Raw genomic sequence first — 16,734 nt, 5'->3', positions numbered from 1 at the left:
AAGTTCCACATCGGATCGTCCGACATCTTCTTCCCCAAAACCGAACGCCCAGGGCGCGGTCAAGGCCATGATGGAGCAGCTGGACGCCTGCAATCAGCAGGAGGCTGCCCGCATCGTCCGTGCCGTGTCGCGTACCAAGGGCCGGCCTGGCCAGAAAGATCTGGAAAAAATGGCGAACTGGCTGGAGCAGGGGCTCGACAAGGTTCAGCGTCGCCAGGCCCTGCATAAGCCGGCCAGCTTTCCCGAAGGTTTGCCGGTGTCCGAGCGGGTCGACGACATTCGGGCGGCCATTGAACAGCATCAGGTGGTGATCATTGCCGGGGAGACAGGGTCCGGTAAGACCACGCAGATTCCCAAGATCTGCATGAACAGTGGTCGTGGTATCCGGGGGCTGATCGGTCATACCCAGCCCCGCAGGATTGCCGCACGAAGTGTGGCTGCGCGCATTGCCGAGGAAATCGGTGAGCAGACCGGAGAGCAGATCGGTTACCAGATCCGGTTTACTGACAAGACGTCGGAGCAGTCCCGGGTCAAGGTCATGACGGACGGGATTTTGCTGGCGGAAGTCCAACACGACCGGTTCCTGGATCGTTATGACACGCTGATCATCGACGAAGCCCACGAGCGCAGCCTGAACATCGACTTCCTGCTGGGCTATCTGAAACAGCTCTTACCCAAGCGTCCTGACCTGAAAGTGATCATCACGTCCGCCACCATTGAGGTTGAACGCTTCAGCGAGTTCTTCGGTGGGGCACCGGTGATTGAGGTAAGCGGGCGGACCTATCCGGTTGACGTCCGGTACCGGCCCCTGACGGGCGATGAAGACGATCGGGACCAGGGTTGGACGGACGGCGTGGTCAGTGCCCTGGCGGAGATTGAGGATCACGAACGGCGGGAAAAGCAGCCCCCCGGGGATGTGCTGGTTTTCCTGCCGGGTGAGCGGGAGATCCGGAATCTCAGTAAGGTGCTCCGGCATGTGGACCTGAAACACACTGAAGTGTTGCCCCTGTATTCCCGCCTGAGCAACAAGGAACAGAACCGTGTTTTCCAGTCCCACCGGGGGCGGCGCATTGTACTGTCCACCAACGTGGCAGAAACCTCGCTCACGGTGCCCGGCATTCGATATGTGATCGATACCGGCGTTGCCAGGATCAGCCGCTACAGCGTCCGGTCGAAAATCCAGCGGTTGCCCATCGAGCCGATCTCCCAGGCGAGCGCGAACCAGCGGGCCGGACGTTGTGGCCGGGTGGCTCCGGGTATCTGCTTCCGGCTTTACGATGAGACGGACTTCCTGAACCGTCCCGAATTCACGGATCCGGAGATCCTGCGCACCAATCTGGCATCCGTCATTCTCCAGATGGCCACCCTCGGTCTCGGCGAAATCCGTCAATTCCCGTTTCTGGAGGCTCCCGATCGCCGTCAGGTCAACGATGGCTACAAATTGCTGGAGGAACTCAGCGCGGTCGACGACCGGCGTCGCCTGACCCGGCTCGGTCGCACCATGGCGCGCCTGCCGCTGGATCCGCGGCTCGCCCGCATGCTGGTAACCTCCGGCGAGCTGGGGAGCCTGTCCGAGACCCTGATCGTGATTGCGGGTCTCAGTATCCAGGATCCCCGGGAACGCCCCCAGGACAAACAGCAGGCGGCCGACCAGGCTCATGCCGCATTCAATGACAAGGAATCGGACTTCGCGACCCTGCTGAACATCTGGAACTGGTACGAGGAGCAGCGTCAGGATCTCTCGCAGAACCAGCTCAAGAAGCTGTGCCAGAAGAACTTCCTGAGCTATATGCGCATGCGGGAATGGCGGGACATCCATCGCCAGCTGACCCTGATCTGCCGGGAGCAGAAGTTGGCGTTCAACCGTGAGCCTGCCAGTTACGATCCGATTCACAAGGCGATCCTGGCCGGGCTTCTGGGCCAGGTAGCGGTGAAGGTCGAGAAGAAAGAGTACCTGGCAACCCGCAACCGCAAGGTGCTGATCTTTCCCGGTTCAAAGGTCGCCAAGACGGCGCCCAAGTGGATTGTGGCGGCGGAGATTGTCGAGACCAGCCGGGTCTTCGCGCGCATGGTGGCGGCGATACAGCCAGAGTGGATCGAACCCCTGGCGGGCCATGTGGTCAAGCATCACTACTTCGAGCCCCACTGGGAGCAAAAGCGGGCCCAGGTCATGGGCTACGAAAAGGTCACGCTCTATGGCCTTGATGTGGTGCCCAAGCGCCGGATCGCCTACACGAAGGTGGATCCCGCCGAATGCCGTAATCTGTTTATCCGCAGGGCCCTCGTCGAAGGTGACTATCGCTCGAAAGCCCCGTTCATCGCCCGCAACCGGGCCATGCTGGATACCGTCGAAAACCTTGAAAAGAAAACCCGCCGGCGGGATTTGCTGGTCGACGATGAGGTGTTGTTCGCCTTCTACGACCAACGATTGCCTGACGACATCGTCAGCGGGCGTCATTTTGAAAGCTGGTGGAAGGGACTGTCGGCCGACGAGCTCAGGAATCTTGAGCTGACCGAATCCGACGTTCTGCAGCGGCCCGTCGATGCGCAGGCTGACGCGCTTTACCCGGACTACCTGGAATGGGACGGGGTGAAGTATCCCCTGAGTTACGAATTCGAGCCCACCAGTGAGCGCGATGGGGTGACCATGCAGGTTCCGATCATGGCGCTCAAACAGATCCCGTCCCGCCGGCTCGAGTGGCTGGTGCCGGGGCTACTCCGCGAGAAGTGTATTGCGCTGGTGAAAGGGCTTCCCAAGGCCCTGCGTCGCAATTTTGTGCCAGTTCCAGACTTCGTCGATGCCGCGCTGGCCAACATGCAACCCTCTAACGAACCTCTGACCCAGCAGCTCGGTAACGAGCTGAGACGGATGACCGGTGTGCAGATTGATCCGGAGGCCTGGTCCGAGGCGGAACTTCCCCGGCATCTGCGCATGAATCTTCGGGTGATGGGAGACAAGGGCAAGGTGTTGGCGGAAAGCCGGGAGACCGATGCCCTTCAGGGCCAGCTCGAAGGACAGGCCGAGGAAGCCCTGGCCTCGGTGGACTCGGAGGCGCGTTCAGGCCAGACCGCGGAAAGTTACGGGGACTGGACGTTCGGAGACCTGCCGACGCAGGTTCAGACCGAGAAAGGCGGAATGCAGGTAACCGTCTGGCCGGCGATTGAGGATATGGGCGGGCGCGTGCGTCTGATTCGTTGTCTCGATGCGCTGACGGCCGAGGAGACGACCCGCCGCGGTATAGCGCGCCTGATCATCAATCGCTTTGGCAGTACGCTCAGCGACCTGGATCGAAAACTGCCGAAATTCAAGCAATCCGCGCTGATGTTTGCGCCCGTGGGGCAGGCCAGGGTGTTGCTGGACGATCTCGTGCTGGCGGCTGTGATCCGGCATTTTCTCGGGGGCGAGCTTCCTCGCACACGCGCGGCGTTCGATCAGGTGTACGAAGCCCATCGGGGCGATTTCATCCCGGCTCTGGAAGCGGCGGACGAACAGCTGTACCAGGCAATGTGTGGTTACCAGAAGGTGGCGAAACAGCTGAAGGGAAAGATCAACCTGGCGCTGGCCAACAGCATGGCGGACCTGAAATTCCAGCTGGAGAACCTGGTGTATCCCGGCTTCCTTGTGTCCACACCTGAAGAGTGGTTGGCGAGGTTTGGCGTCTATTTCGAAGCCTGCCTGGTCCGGTTGGAGAAAATGCCCCGTGAAATGGGTCGGGAGCGGGAGTTTCTGCACACCATCGAGCCGCTTTGGGCCCGTTATGCGGCAAAACGCGATGAACAGCAGCGCCAGGGTGTTCGCGACCCTGAGCTGACCCTGTACCGTTGGATGCTTGAGGAGTTTCGGGTGTCGTTTTTTGCCCAACAGTTGGGCACAGCGATGACGGTCTCGGTCAAGCGTCTGGATCGACAGTGGGAAAGGACGCGGGTTTAATGGCTTCTGGTAGGCTGCCCCGTTGTTGTGCGGCGGTAACAAAGGTGAACGGGAAAATGTCACGGACTGTGTTAGTATTTCCAGCATCGGGACGTTTTGTCATCAAGTTTTCACAATCATGACGTGGGGTTAGCGTGATTAAAGCCGTCATTAGCGGGACCGGTCTCTACACACCGCCTGCAACCATCGATAATGACGAACTGGTCGAGGCTTTTAACCAGTTTGTGGATCTGTACAACGCCGAGCATGCCGACGCTATCGAGCAAGGTGAGGTGACCGCACTTCAACAGTCGTCGTCCGCATTCATTGAAAAGGCCTCGGGAATCAAACGGCGCCATGTCATCGATAAAGAGGGCATCCTCGATCCGCGGCGAATGACACCGCACATTCCTGAGCGGAGCAACGACGAGCGTTCGGTCCAGTGCGACATGGCTGTGGTTGCCAGTGAAGAGGCGCTCGCCCGGGCCGGTAAAACCGCAGCGGACGTCGACGCGGTGATCGTTGCCTGTTCCAACATGCAGCGGGCCTACCCCGCCATGGCCATCGAGGTTCAGCAGGCGTTGGGAATCGAAGGCTTTGCCTACGACATGAACGTAGCTTGCAGTTCCGCGACCTTCGGCCTGCAGGCGGCCGTCAACTCGGTTGAAAACGGAGCCGCACGTTCGGTTCTGGTGGTCAGTCCGGAAATCTGTTCCGGGCATCTGAACTTTCGCGACCGGGACAGCCATTTCATCTTCGGGGATGCATGCACCGCGATCCTGGTGGAGCGTGAGGCGGACACCAGGGCCGGGCAGGGCTTTGAAATTCTCGGCACCAGCCTGAAAACGAAGTTCTCGAACAACATCCGTAACAACTTCGGATTCCTGAACCGGGCCGATGAATCCGGTATCGGCAAGCCAGACAAGCTGTTTGTCCAGGAAGGCCGGAAGGTGTTCAAGGAAGTGTCCCCGATGGTGGCCCAGACCATCCAGAACCATCTTGGATCACTGGGGCTGACAGCGGGCGACCTGCGCCGGATGTGGTTGCATCAGGCCAATCTGAATATGAATCAGCTGATCGCCAGGAAGGTACTCGGCCGTGATCCGAGCCTGGACGAAGCACCCGTGATTCTGGACGAATACGCGAATACAAGCTCGGCGGGTTCGATCATCGCGTTCCATAAACACAGTGATGACCTGGAAACCGGCGACCTGGGCGTGATCTGCTCGTTTGGTGCCGGTTATTCCATCGGCAGCGTTGTGGTTCGCCGCCGGTAATCAGGCCTTTCAGCGTGCTGCCAGGGCTTTCAGGGTCTCTGGCAGTGCGGTGGAGGTGCGGGCTTGCCTGTCAAACCACACGATCTTTGCGTATCCTTCTCCATAGACCTCGCCCGACTCGGCGTCGGTCACCAGATGGTAGGTATCAAGACTGGTATTGCCGGCTTTGTCGGCGAATGTCTGGACGATAACCGAAGCCGGGTGCGTCAGCTCCTTCAGAAAGGTCGCGCTGGTCTTTATAATAACGGGACCAGTCGGTTCTTCGGGACCGCCGACGTTCAGGGATGCAAGCCAGTTAATGCGGGCCTCCTCGAAGAATCGGAAATAAACTGTATTGTTGGCATGGCCGTATGCATCCATATCGCCCCATCGCAGTGGCATGGTTATGGTGCTGACCAGATTACCCGGTACTGACATCGGACTCTCCTCCGGAAAAATAATTAAAAAAGCCAAAGCGCCGGTATTTTCGACGAACTGAAACCTGATTCACAACTCAAGAGTGCATGATGAAACGATTTTTTTCCCGGCGCTTACTCTGGCTACTGTTGGTCGCCGTGGCCTTCGTGCCCACCAGCGAGGCCTACGCCCAGGCTATGCAGGAACCGGCACCCAGCGGTTCCGCGCCAGTGGCTCCCAATGACCCCTATGAATCCTGGAACCGTAAGGTATTCAGTTTTAACCGGTTTGTGGATCGTTGGGCGCTCAAACCCGTCGCCCAGTTCTATCGGGATGTCACGCCGACCGTGGTTGATCAGGGCGTGACCAATTTCTTCAACAACCTTCAGGAAGTGCGCAATTTCATCAACAGCCTGCTCCAGTTGAAGCCCGAGTCGGCGGTGGTGGCCGCAGGGCGGTTTACCTACAACACGGTATTTGGGCTGGGCGGAATTTTTGATGTTGCCACTGCGTTTGACCTTCCGGAACAACCGGAAGATTTTGGCCAGACCCTCGGCTACTGGGGCGCCGGTTCCGGTCCCTATCTGATGTTGCCGTTCCTCGGCCCTTCCACGCCTCGCCACTTTACCGGACTGGCCAGTGACGCCTTTGTGTTTCCATCGGCCTGGGATTCGGTCGAGAGTCCGGAGGTCTATTACGCGCGTGCACTGCAGATCGTCGACAAGCGGGCCGACCTGATTCCGGCGGAAGCGTTCATGTCCGGTGACAACTACATCTTCGTGCGTAACGCCTTCCTGCAGCGTCGGCAATACCTGATCAATGATGGTAAGGTTGTTGAAGACCCCTTCGCCAGTGGTAACAGCGAAGACCTCATGCTTGAGGATTTCTGACTGGCAGGCGAACGCTGAACAGGGAGGCCGCGGTGATCAAGGATCCTGGAATTGCCAAGTACCGTCGTATGCTGGCGGAGGCGCCCAATTACGAAGTCTGGAAGGCGGCCGCGCTGGAGCTTGATTACCGTGAGGGCAATGTCGAGTGGAAAGAGGGGTTTGCATCGGACCTCTACCACTACGAACTTGTCTATGACCGGCTCAGCAATCTCAAGCAGTACCGGCAGCAGAATGATTTCGAACGCCTGAAACGGGCACTCCGGGAAGGACTGCATCACGACCTCGGCAACATGGGCAATCCGGCGCTCTATACTCGCTCCCGGGTTGGCACCAAGCATCTGATCGAAGAGTACATCACCCAGGTCTGTGAGGCCCTCGACTTCCTGTGTGATCATCCGGTGCCCGGATTCCCGGTGGCCGACAAGCTGCAGTTTTTCCGGGATACGCTGACCAGTTACGGACGGCCGACGCTGTTGCTCAGCGGGGGCGCCACACTGGGAATGTTCCATTTCGGGGTGATCAAGGCACTCTGGGAAAAGGGCCTGCTGCCGCAGGTTATCGCAGGCTCCAGTATTGGCGCGATCATCGCTGCGATCCTCGGTGTGCACACCGATGCCGAGATTCCCGAGATGCTGGTTCCGGAAAACCACGACCTCAAGGCCTGGAAATGGCGCGGTTTGCTCAGCGCTATGCGGGGCGACGGGCTGATGGACCAGGCGCAGCTGCGGAAATGCCTGAGGGCCAACATTGGCGAGTTCACTTTCGAGGAGGCCTATCAGCGTACCGGTCGGTCCATCAATATCTCGGTGTCGCCGGTTCAGGCGCACCAGAAGGCGCGCCTCCTGTGCGGATACACCTCGCCATACCTGCTGGTCTGGAGCGCGGCCCTGGCCAGCGCCGCGGTTCCGGGGATTTTCCCGCCCGTGACGCTGATGAAAAAGGACATCCATGGCAACGCGCTGCCTTACATGCCCAGACTGAAGTTTGTGGATGGCTCGGTGGTGAGTGACCTGCCCATTGAACGCCTGATGCATCTGTACGATGTGAATTTCACCATCGCCAGCCAGACCAATCCCCATGTGGTGCCGTTCCTGGGAAATCGTGGCCGGGATGAGAAACTGTCGCTGGCCCGACTGCCGATGCATCTGTTGAAATCGGAAATCCAGTTTCATGGCCAGGGACTGTTTGATTACCTGCGAAAGCGGGTGCGTCCGGAACTTCTCCGACAGGTATCCGGTCAGCTGTACACGATTATGGCGCAGCGGTATTCGGGCGATGTGACCATCGCTCCGACGTACTCGGTCCGGGACTATCGCCGTATGCTGGCCAACCCGGAGCCGGCGTATGTCCGTGAGATGATCCTTGCCGGCGAACGTGCAACCTGGCCCAAGATTTCCATGATTCGCTCCCACGCCAGGATTTCCAAAACGCTGGAACGTTGCGTTCGCCGCCTGAAACAGCAGAACCGGCGTACAGCAGAACTCAGAGTTGTCGGTCATCCGGAGTCCGGAGCATCGTGAGAGAAAGTTGATGTATTACGATTTTTTCGGTTTCCGGGAACCTCCGTTCTCAATCGCCCCAGACCCTCGATACCTTTATCTGAGCGACCGGCACAAGGAAGCCCTCGCCCACCTCATGTATGGCGTCAAGGGGCAGGGCGGTGGCGGCTTTATCGTGATCACTGGAGAAGTGGGGACGGGCAAGACCACGGTCAGCCGGTGCTTCATCGAGAATGCCCCGGACAACGTGGATATCGCACTGATCCTGAATCCCCGATTGTCGGTGCGGGAACTGCTGTCGGCGATCTGCGATGAGCTGGAAATCTCCCATGATCCCGGCGCAAGCATCAAGCAGTTGGTGGACCTGATCAATCAGGACCTGCTGACGGCCCATGCCGCCGGTCGGCACAAGGTTCTGATGATCGACGAAGCCCAGAACCTGTCCGCCGAGGTTCTCGAGCAATTGCGGTTGCTGACCAACCTTGAGACCGCCGAGAAAAAGCTCCTGCAGATTGTTTTGCTGGGCCAGCCGGAACTGCAACAGGTCCTCGCTCTGCCGGAGCTGAGGCAGCTGAATCAGCGGGTAACGGCCCGGTATCATCTCGATGCGATCGGCAAGGAGGAGCTGCCGGCCTACCTGCGTTATCGACTCAGTGTTGCCGGCCTTCGGGGGGATATTTTTACGCCCGGCGCCGTTCGCCGACTCTATCGGGACAGTCATGGTATTCCGCGGCTGATCAATCTCATCAGTGATCGGGCTTTGCTCGGCGCCTATGCCGAGGGCGAACACGAAATCCGGAAGGCCCACATCCGGCAGGCGTCGCGGGAAGTCAAGGGCGGTATCGGCTCTGCTGCACAGCCGACGTCGCCCGTGCCCATTTCGCGTTATCTGCTGCTTGCAGCGTCGATCCTGGTAGCGGTCATTGGCACCATCTGGTTGGTGTACAAGCCGCCGGGAGAGGGCAACATACTGAATAACCTGGCCGATGAGCCTTCCCAGGCGGCCGGTACCGTTAATCGCGAGCCTGACAATACAGCGCCATCACCTGTGGCCTTTGATATGTCCCAACAGAGCCTGACATCTGAGGCCGCGTTTGCCGCACTGCTGAATGTATGGGGCCGGGAATATGCTCCGACGGACGAGACCAAGGGGTGTGATTTTGCCCGGGAGGTCGGGCTGGCGTGCCTTGACCGTCAGGGAACCCGGCGCAGCCTCGAATTTCTCGATCGTCCCGCCATCCTTACGTTGAAAGGGGACGAGGGCGAGAGTGGCTATGTGGTTATCCGTTCGCTTGAGGGCAACCAGGCCCGCCTGACATGGCCGGGAGGACGTACGGAGGAGGTGTCCTTTTCCAGTCTGGAGCCCTACTGGTTCGGGAATTACCAGGTGCTATGGCGTCTGCCGGACTACATGACGGACGATGGCTTTTATGGGACTGGCACCGGTGAGGAACTGTGGATCGGTGCCCGGATGATGGAGCTTGCTGACCGGTTCGCCGGGTCGGAAAAGGAGAGCGCTCGCGTCAAGCGGCTGGCCCCGGAAGAGCAGGTGCGCTGGTACCAGGGTGTCAAGGGGCTCGCCGTGGACGGAATCGCCGGTGGTATGACAGTGATTCAGATGAACAATGACCTGAATGCCTCGGTGCCCAGATTGATGGCCCGGAAATCCGGAGCCAGGGGGTAACTCATGTCCTATATCCTTGATGCATTGCGCAAATCCGAGACTGAACGTCGCCAGGGCAAAGTGCCGGATCTGGGACATCAGGTTCAGCTGATACACGGGGCCGGGCGGAAGAAGGGTATTGCTGCCGGAGTCTGGATCGCCCTGGCACTTCTGGTGAATGCAGGCGTTCTGGCCGTGGTTTTCTGGCCTCGAGCCGTGCCAACCCCTGTGGATTCGGAGCCGTCGCAGACGTCCGTTGCCGGTTCTGTTCAGCGGGAAAGCGACGACGCTTCCTCATCGAGTGCCGTTGTGGAAAAGGAGAAAATCGATCCGCCGGCTCCAGTGACGGATGAGCCGGTTGAGTCGGAGCCGGCTGCTGTGGCAGAAGCTGAAAAGCCCACGATCATCGTGCCATCGGTCAGTCGTGAAAAGACGCAGGAGGTCTTGTCAGAAAGCCCGAATTCCGACAGGGTACCCCACCTTATTGAACTGCCCCTTTCGTTTCAGAAGAGTATTCCCGATTTGACGTTCAACAGCCACATTTATGCATCTGACCCCCAGGCTCGTCGAGTGATGATCAATGGGCAATACCTCAAGCCCGGCGACAGCTTCGACGGAATCACGGTGGACCGGATTACCGAGGACGGCGTGGTGCTGCGCAAACAGGGGCAGCAGTTCCGGGTCGGGGTCCTGCGGGACTGGGTGAGCCCCCGCTAATGGCGCTCACAGATCCGATCAAGCAGGAAATCCAGCAGGGTTACCGGGACGTTCTCGCCGGCAAGGGCATCAAGGCCCGCTACGGTCAGCGGCTGATGATCGCGGAAATTGCGCGGTACATGGGCGATATTACGGACAACGACGGTCAGCGGACGTCACCGCCGGCGACCTGTGTCGTGGAAGCGGGCACCGGTACCGGTAAGACACTGGCGTACCTGATTGCCGCGATTCCAGTGGCGCAGGCGTTGGGGAAAACCCTGGTGATATCCACCGCGACCGTGGCCCTTCAGGACCAGATTGTGTTGAAGGATCTGCCGGACCTGAAAAAGCACAGCAACCTGGAATTTTCTTGGACGCTGGCCAAGGGGCGGGGGCGTTATCTCTGCATGTCCCGGCTGGAGGCGCGGCTGCACGACGAGGGTAACGGTGACAGTGACACCATGCCGTTGTTCCTGCTCGATAATGCAGATGGTGATGAGCCCGGCTCCCGGACATTTTTCGAGAACATGCTGGCCAGTTATGGTTCCCGGGAATGGGACGGCGACCGGGATCACTGGCCGGAACAGATCCCCGACGAGGTATGGCGTCAGGTCACCACCGATCACCGGCAGTGTACCAATCGCCATTGCAGCTATTTTGACAGCTGCGCCTTTTTCGATGCCCGTAAGGACCTGGATGATGCCGACGTGGTTGTGGCCAACCACGATCTTGTTCTGGCGGACCTGGCACTGGGGGGCGGTGCTATCCTCCCGGAGCCTGAAAACGCCCTGTTCATTTTCGACGAAGCCCATCACCTTCCGGACAAGGCGCTGAACCATTTTGCCGCGTCAGTGCCGCTGAACTCGACCCGGCAATGGCTCAAGCAGCTTTCCCAGGCGCTGGTGAAGATGCAGCCTTTCCTGAGCCCGGGCACCCAGGCGACCAAAACCCTCGACAAGATCAGCACGGCGGCCCGGGATGTGGATCAGGCACTGGCCCGGGTCTATGAACACGCGGAACAGAATACCGGCTGGGAGTTCAATGAAGAGCGAAGGACCGCCCAGTGGCGTTATCCCGAAGGCGAACTCCCGGAACAGCTTGCTGAATTGGCGGCAGAGGCCCGGGTGGCGACCGCGGGCCTGGTCCGGCAGCTGGGGTCGTTGGCAGACGATCTACAGGGCGCCTTTGATGAGCGCAAGGAACATGAGATTGACCGGGATACGGCGGAGGCCTGGTATCCCGTTATCGGTGGCTTTCACGGCCGCTCGGAGGAGCAGCTGAGGCTCTGGGCCGCCTGGTGCGATCAGGTCGGTACCCGGCCGACGGACAAGCCGGAGAGCGATGCTGAGGAGAGTGCCGTTGCCAATCCGAAGAGTCCGCCCCCGGCCCGCTGGGCGGTCCGGCAACGTTGGGATCATGCCGAGGACATTACGCTCTACAGTTCTCCGGTACTTGCGGACAATCTGCTCTATGCGCGCCTCTGGTCACGGGCTTACGGAGCCGTTCTGACCAGCGCCACGCTGACAGCGCTCGGTCGGTTTGACCGGCTGAAATCGCGGGCCGGTCTGCCGGAGGCCAGTCGGTTCCTCGTGGTCCCAAGCTCCTTCCGATATGGGGAAATGGCAACGGTTGAAGTGCCCGCCATCCCGGTTCTTCCGACCGATGATGGCTTCGGCGATGCGCTGGTCCGGAAACTGCCGGAACTCTGGGCAGGGGAGAAAGCGACACTGGTATTGTTCACCTCCCGTCGTCAGATGCAGCAGGTACGAGACGCACTGGCACCGGACTATCCGGACCTCATCCTGACGCAGGACGATATGGCCAAGGGGGAAGTCCTCAAGCAACACTGCGGCCGGGTCGACGAGGGGCGCCCCAGCGTGCTGTTCGGGGTCGCAAGCTTCGCCGAGGGGATCGATTTGCCGGGGAAATACCTGCACCACGTGGTGATTACCCGGTTGCCATTCTCCGTGCCGGACGATCCGATCGAGGCGAGCCTGGCCGAATGGGTGACCCAGCGCGGTGGCAATCCGTTCATGGAGATCACCGTGCCGGACGCGTCCATCAAGCTGGTCCAGGCGGTCGGGCGGTTGTTGCGTACGGAGCAGGACACCGGACGGGTGACCATTCTGGATCGCCGCATCGTGGCACGGCGTTATGGACAGTTGCTGCTCGACGCGCTGCCGCCGTTCCGCCGCATCATTGAGCGCTAATCCGGCTGGATCGCCTCCTTCCCGGCCATAAAAAAAGAGCCAACCGATGGTTGGCTCTTATCAAAGGGGTCCAAATCGAACCCGGGCGTCGAAACAACGCGGAACAAGAGAATCTGAAGGCCTGAAGTTTCAGAATCCGGGGTGAGGGATTCCCTCACCGTTGGGAGAATAATAGGGGAGTAGAGGGCGTAGATGGATCGTCCAAAGGGCGTAGTAGGGCTTAAAACTTCCTGTAAACTGTGACAGGCGTCACAAAAAAATGCCTCGGCGATCCTTTCAGTTATTGAGCAGGCCCAGCTCTCGGGCCCGTGCCAGGGCCTCCGTCCGCCGTCCGACCGCCAGCTTCCCGTAAAGATTACGGATATGCGCCTTTACCGTTGCCGGTGCCACTTCCATCTTGCGAGCGATATCCTTGTTGGCAAAGCCGTCGTTGATTAAAGCAAGTACCTCCAGCTCTCTTTGGCTCAGGGGCTCCTGAAGGCCGGAGACTGGCGTTGAGGGCGGCTCCTGCACGGTGCTGTCTGGTTGCTCCACCGGCTGCCTGTCGGTGGCTGTCGCTTCCTGATCCCGGAGCATGTGAAGCACGGTCCGGTTCCAGCTCCCCGGCGTCCGTAACATGGGCAGGTCCATCAGCCTTTCGCGAAGCAGCGGGCTTTCCTCAGCGAACAGGCGGATCAGCCCGGCCTCGGAAGCCCTCTCCACGGCCAGTTCGAGAAGGGTGCGGGAGTCATCCCGACGATCCATCAGCTCCAGGGATTCTGCAGAGATGAGCAGCACCTCCACCAGGTGCAGGTGGTGTGCGTCCCGCTCGACGTTACTGCGCAACGGCATCAGACATTCCAGTGCCTGCCTGGGGTGACCCTGGGCATTGAGGACCCGGGCTTTACCGATGTAGTACTGCTCTTTATGAAGCGGGTTGGTGATGGCCTCCACTTGAATGTTTTCCAGGCTGGCCGCCGCGCGATCGATGGCTCCGGATGCAAGGAAGCATCGTGCCAGGAGGGCAGCACTGACCGGCGGCTCGAAGAGGATGTGGTCCCGGCGCTGACGCCCGGTATGGTGCGCATCTTCCAGGGCTTCGATGGCCTCCTCGAAGCGGCCCTCGCTGAACGCCAGGTGGCCCCGGACATGTTGGATAATGACATGTTGCCCCGGTTCGGTGCCCTGATTCACGTGCTCCAGAAGCGGCGCAAGGTGGCTGTGAGCCATCGCGGTCTCGTTGCGTTCCCGGTAGATTTCCGTGAGGGCGCTGTTCTGCCAGCAGGAAATGAGACGGGGCTGCGAGGGGTCCGCATAATGCTGATCTACCCAGTTTCGAACCTCGGTGCAGGTCCTCAGCGCGGTATCGATGTCACCCCGGTTGTACTGGATCCAGGCAAGCAGGCCGCCACTGGACAGCACGGTGCTGGGTTTGCGCTCGACCTGCCCGTAGTGAACCGCCGAACGGAGCGCTTCGGCGGCTTCAGGCAGCTCACCACGGCCGTAATAATCCAGCCCGAGGCCGTAATAGGTCACGGATTTGAGCGGGATCCGGGTATGGTCGATGTCTTCCAATACCTTCCGTGTCAGGTCACTGGCGCTTTTGTCATCGCTGCGGGTCCGGGCCAGATAGGAGCGGATCAGGGAGATCTCGCTGTTCAGCCCCAGGGCACCCTCGGCGTCGGGATGGGAGTCTGCCACGCGACGGTCCAGAAGGTCTTCCAGCGAGGTAAGCAGCGGTTCAAGACTGTCGACCCGATTCGCGAAAAACAGCCCCCAGATCCGAAGCATCTGCAGTTGCGGGCTGTCGTCGATCAGGTGGCCGGGCAATGCGTCCAGCCATTCCAGGACCGGAAGGTGGAAACCGCCATGAATCAGGTTGTTGCCATGCTCCGAGAGCACCCTTGCGAGCCAGGGCCAGTCGCCGTGACGGACGATCTGGGCGATGGCTTCCTGGACATGGCCGTGGGTCAGCAGCCATTCCATGGTTTGCCGCCAAAGCCGTTCTGCACGTTCCGGATCGTTTAGCTGCATGCGCTGCACCAGCGCATCCCGGAACAGATCGTGGTAGCGAAACCATTCGTTACGCGCATCCAGCGGGATCAGGAACAGGTTCTGCCGGAGCAACTCCTCAAGCATGTCCTGGCTGTCTTCCCGATCTCGGATGCTGTCGCAAAGGGAGGCGCTGAGGCGAGGGCAGCAGGCGGTGTCCAGAAGGAAACTGGCCAGGCTTTCCGGTTGCTGATCCAGTACCTCGGCCAGTACATAATCGCTGATCTGGCGTTCGTTGATATCGAGCTTACCGATGGTTCGCGGCGCGGCGCTGCGACCGGTGGCCTGGCCGCTGGACAGGGCGGACAGTTGCATGGCGGCCACCCAGCCCTCGGTTTTACGGCAGATCGTCCGGGCGTGTTCCTCGCTGATGTCCAGCCCCATGGTGTTTCGAAAGAACTGCAGGCATTCGTCATCGGAAAAGGCCAGCAAGCCTGGGTGAATGTCTTCGACCCATCGACGTACCCGCCAGCGCGACAGCGGTAAAGGAGGTTCGGAGCGGGAGGCAATGACCAGCATCTTTCCGGGCGGCAGGTAATCCACAAACCAGCCCAGCAGGCGGTGAATGGCCGGATCCTGGATAAAGTGGTAATCGTCGAGCACGAGGGTCCATTCTCCCTCATCGCGGGAGAGCTCGTTGATAACCGCCGTGATCAGGGCTGTGAGATCTTCGCCGCCCTGTTGCGACAGGATCCTGTGGCATTCCGACATACCGGGCAGCCCGGCGTATTCCAGCGCACCAACCACGTATTGCCAGAATCGCCTGGGTTCATCGTCGTGCTCGTCCAGCGACAGCCAGGCGGTAGGTGCTCCGGTACTGGCGCACCACTGACTGACAAGTGTGGTCTTGCCGAAGCCGGCAGGCGCGATCACTAGGTTCAGGCGTTTCGGCCCGTCCCGGTCAAGCCTTTCCCGCAGTCGGTCACGGGTGACTGCCCGGGGATCGGAGGTGGGCCTGAGAAACTTCGTGGTCAGCAGCATTGGATCTCTGAATGCCGGGAAATGTCGGTTACCGGATTGTCGGCTTTGCAGCGGACAAGTCAAGCGCTTCAGTGACGTAGGTTATTGTTGAAGGATGCGAAAATGCAATTTTGGTCTAAACTTTTGGAAAGGTATTGTATATAGTGAAAAAGAATGAAAAATAAAGTTTTTATGCGGGAGTATTGCCCTCAATGAAACTACAACAGTTGCGCTATATCTGGGAAGTTGCCCACCACGATCTAAACGTGTCCGCAACCGCCCAAAGCCTTTTTACGTCCCAGCCAGGTATTTCCAAACAGATCCGGCTCCTGGAGGACGAACTCGGCCTGGAGGTGTTCGCCCGTAGCGGCAAGCACCTCACCCGTATCACGCCTGGCGGCGAAATCATCATTCGTGAGGCGGGTGAGATACTGCGCAGGGTGGAGGGCATCAAGAAGATTGCCCAGGAGTTCAGCAACCAGCGCAAGGGTGACCTGAGTATCGCAACCACCCATACCCAGGCCCGCTATGCATTGCCGCCCATCATTCGGGGCTTCATCGAAGAATACCCCGACGTTTCGTTGCACATGCACCAGGGCACGCCGATGCAGATTTCCGAGATGGCGGCCAACGGGGCGGTGGACTTTGCCATTGCCACCGAGGCGATGGAGTTGTTCAACGACCTGATCATGATGCCCTGCTATCGCTGGAACCGCAGTGTGATCGTGCCCAGGGATCACCCGCTGGCGAAACTCGATGAGCTGACGCTGCCGGAGCTCGCAGAATTCCCGCTGGTCACCTATGTGTTCGGCTTCACCGGGCGATCAAAACTCGACGAGGCCTTCCGTAGTCAGGGCCTCACGCCGAAAGTGGTGTTCACAGCCGCCGATGCGGACGTTATCAAGACCTATGTGCGCCTGGGGCTGGGAGTGGGCATCATCGCCAGTATGGCGTTCGATCCGAAAACCGATACCGATCTGGTGGCTCTCGATGCCCGCAAGCTGTTCCGTCCCAGCGTCACCCGGATTGGTTTCCGCAAAGGCACCTTCCTCCGCGGCTATATGTATGACTTCATGCAGCGGTTTGCCCCCCATCTCACCAAGGAGAAGGTGGACGCGGCGGTTGCCCACCAGGGCAGTCGGACGGAAATCGAGGAATTGTTCAAAGACGTGGAATTGCCCACCTACTGAAGCGGGTGGGCG

Annotated in this window: 10 protein-coding genes; 8 read left to right on the top strand and 2 right to left on the bottom strand. The window is 59.7% G+C overall.

All coding sequences use genetic code 11. From position 1 onward, the window contains the following. The first annotated feature begins 67 nt into the window (after nucleotides 1-67). Nucleotides 68-3,931 (top strand): ATP-dependent RNA helicase HrpA, encoded by a 3,864-nt coding sequence (hrpA, locus tag MLD04_RS11005; protein ID WP_248158287.1) that lies wholly within the window; start codon nucleotides 68-70, stop codon nucleotides 3,929-3,931. Nucleotides 3,932-4,065: 134 nt separating this feature from the next. Further along, nucleotides 4,066-5,187: a beta-ketoacyl-ACP synthase III gene (locus tag MLD04_RS11000; RefSeq protein WP_248158137.1), complete on the top strand. Its 1,122-nt coding sequence runs from the start codon at nucleotides 4,066-4,068 to the stop codon at nucleotides 5,185-5,187. A 9-nt stretch (nucleotides 5,188-5,196) separates the two neighbouring features. Here the strand turns inward: MLD04_RS11000 and MLD04_RS10995 are convergent, their stop codons facing one another. Continuing rightward, entirely contained in the window at nucleotides 5,197-5,604 is a 408-nt protein-coding gene (locus tag MLD04_RS10995) for an acyl-CoA thioesterase (protein WP_248158136.1), read from the bottom strand. A gap of 89 nt (nucleotides 5,605-5,693) precedes the next feature. On the opposite strand from MLD04_RS10995, the gene MLD04_RS10990 reads away from it, so the two are divergent. From MLD04_RS10990 to dinG, 5 genes are read left to right on the top strand one after another with little or no spacing between them, the layout of a single operon-like run. Then, entirely contained in the window at nucleotides 5,694-6,473 is a 780-nt protein-coding gene (locus tag MLD04_RS10990; protein WP_248158285.1) for an MlaA family lipoprotein, read from the top strand. Nucleotides 6,474-6,505: 32 nt separating this feature from the next. Next, entirely contained in the window at nucleotides 6,506-7,993 is a 1,488-nt protein-coding gene (locus MLD04_RS10985; RefSeq protein WP_248158135.1) for a DUF3336 domain-containing protein, read from the top strand. A gap of 10 nt (nucleotides 7,994-8,003) precedes the next feature. Further along, complete coding sequence (locus tag MLD04_RS10980) at nucleotides 8,004-9,656, top strand: ExeA family protein (protein WP_248158134.1); 1,653 nt, start codon at nucleotides 8,004-8,006, stop codon at nucleotides 9,654-9,656. Between the two features lie 3 nt (nucleotides 9,657-9,659). Further along, nucleotides 9,660-10,352 carry a general secretion pathway protein GspB gene (locus MLD04_RS10975; protein WP_248158132.1) on the top strand — a complete coding sequence of 231 codons (693 nt, stop codon included), beginning with the start codon at nucleotides 9,660-9,662 and terminating at the stop codon, nucleotides 10,350-10,352. After that, nucleotides 10,352-12,541, top strand: a complete 2,190-nt coding sequence (gene dinG / locus MLD04_RS10970) for an ATP-dependent DNA helicase DinG (protein ID WP_248158130.1) — start codon at nucleotides 10,352-10,354, stop codon at nucleotides 12,539-12,541. Before MLD04_RS10975 ends, dinG begins: the two co-directional genes overlap by 1 nt. 276 nt (nucleotides 12,542-12,817) lie before the next feature. Here dinG and MLD04_RS10965 read toward each other — a convergent pair whose 3' ends face one another. Continuing rightward, nucleotides 12,818-15,553, bottom strand: coding sequence for a winged helix-turn-helix domain-containing protein (locus MLD04_RS10965; RefSeq protein WP_248158128.1), 2,736 nt, complete (start codon nucleotides 15,551-15,553; stop codon nucleotides 12,818-12,820). Nucleotides 15,554-15,744: 191 nt separating this feature from the next. Between MLD04_RS10965 and cysB the strand changes: the two genes are divergently transcribed. After that, nucleotides 15,745-16,722: an HTH-type transcriptional regulator CysB gene (gene cysB, locus MLD04_RS10960; RefSeq protein ID WP_248158126.1), complete on the top strand. Its 978-nt coding sequence runs from the start codon at nucleotides 15,745-15,747 to the stop codon at nucleotides 16,720-16,722. The last annotated feature ends 12 nt before the right edge of the window (nucleotides 16,723-16,734 follow it).

This window comes from Marinobacter koreensis (assembly GCF_023156285.1).
GTDB lineage: Bacteria > Pseudomonadota > Gammaproteobacteria > Pseudomonadales > Oleiphilaceae > Marinobacter > Marinobacter koreensis.
This window is presented reverse-complemented; position numbering and strand designations above follow the sequence as displayed.

What these genes read in the sequence shown, in the direction of transcription:
- hrpA (WP_248158287.1), top strand. Translation starts at nt 68, where the DNA reads ATGATGGAGCAGCTGGACGCCTGCAATCAGCAGGAGGCTGCCCGCATC.
- MLD04_RS10995 (WP_248158136.1), bottom strand. Translation starts at nt 5,604, where the DNA reads ATGTCAGTACCGGGTAATCTGGTCAGCACCATAACCATGCCACTGCGA.
- MLD04_RS10990 (WP_248158285.1), top strand. Translation starts at nt 5,694, where the DNA reads ATGAAACGATTTTTTTCCCGGCGCTTACTCTGGCTACTGTTGGTCGCC.
- MLD04_RS10980 (WP_248158134.1), top strand. Translation starts at nt 8,004, where the DNA reads ATGTATTACGATTTTTTCGGTTTCCGGGAACCTCCGTTCTCAATCGCC.
- MLD04_RS10975 (WP_248158132.1), top strand. Translation starts at nt 9,660, where the DNA reads ATGTCCTATATCCTTGATGCATTGCGCAAATCCGAGACTGAACGTCGC.
- dinG (WP_248158130.1), top strand. Translation starts at nt 10,352, where the DNA reads ATGGCGCTCACAGATCCGATCAAGCAGGAAATCCAGCAGGGTTACCGG.
- MLD04_RS10965 (WP_248158128.1), bottom strand. Translation starts at nt 15,553, where the DNA reads ATGCTGCTGACCACGAAGTTTCTCAGGCCCACCTCCGATCCCCGGGCA.
- cysB (WP_248158126.1), top strand. Translation starts at nt 15,745, where the DNA reads ATGAAACTACAACAGTTGCGCTATATCTGGGAAGTTGCCCACCACGAT.